Here is an 805-nt window from a genome sequence, read left to right on the forward strand (position 1 = left end):
CGGCGTACTGGGCGTTCTCACCGAGCGACCGGCGCAGCGTCTTGAGCTGCGCCACGGTGAGACCGCGGTACTCGGTCAGCACGGCGGCGTTGGAGCTGCGGAACTTGTCCGTCAGCTCCGCAACCGCGGCAGCCTTGTCGGGCCTCGCCATAGAGCCTCGGCCTCCTTCCGGGTGATTCGGACCGCGCGGACCCGAAGGAGGACTGGGTAAAACGAAACGCCCCGGCGCAGGCGCACGGGGCGGACTCGACCGGCCGCACACGCGCTCGGCGCGCGCACTCCGGGAGTTCTTCCACAGTCACCTGCGCGGGTCGCCCACTTTTCAGCGGATCCTTCGGCCACCGCACCCTCGTTCGAGTGCACGGCAACGACCAGCGGTCTTTGGCTTCTCGAAGAGAGTACGGGACGGGAGCTTCCAGGAGCAAATCGCCGGTTTGAAGCGCGGCGGGCGGGGGGCCGAGGGGGTAAGTGGGAGGGTGCCGGGCCCGGGACCGGACGGCGCCCCGGGGCGCGGGGTGCCGGAACGGGCAGGGGACGCCGGCGTGACCAGGGTGCGGCCCGGAGGCCGGGTGTGCCGCCGTTGAGCCGAGCGGGGCACCGGACGGCCAGAACGCGCCGTCACTGCCCCGAGCGGACGCCAGCACGGCCAGGCCGGCTACGACCCGCGGACCGGTCGGCAGGGGCCGTCCGGGCCGGCGTGGTCGGCGTCAGGCCCCCGGCTCGGCCCACCGGCTCGGCTCACCGGCTCGGTCCTGCCGGAATCACCCCGCCCGGCTCAGGCCCGGCGGGACCGGTCCCGCCGGGG

General features: G+C 74.3%; 1 protein-coding gene. It reads right to left on the reverse strand.

The features are described from left to right. The coding region (gene rplJ / locus IE312_RS38840; RefSeq protein WP_229899145.1) for a 50S ribosomal protein L10 at positions 1-151 on the reverse strand (151 nt) is incomplete at its 3' end. Positions 152-805: the final 654 nt, after the last annotated feature.

Source organism: Streptomyces capoamus (genome assembly GCF_014654935.1).
Classification (GTDB): Bacteria; Actinomycetota; Actinomycetes; order Streptomycetales; family Streptomycetaceae; genus Streptomyces; species Streptomyces capoamus.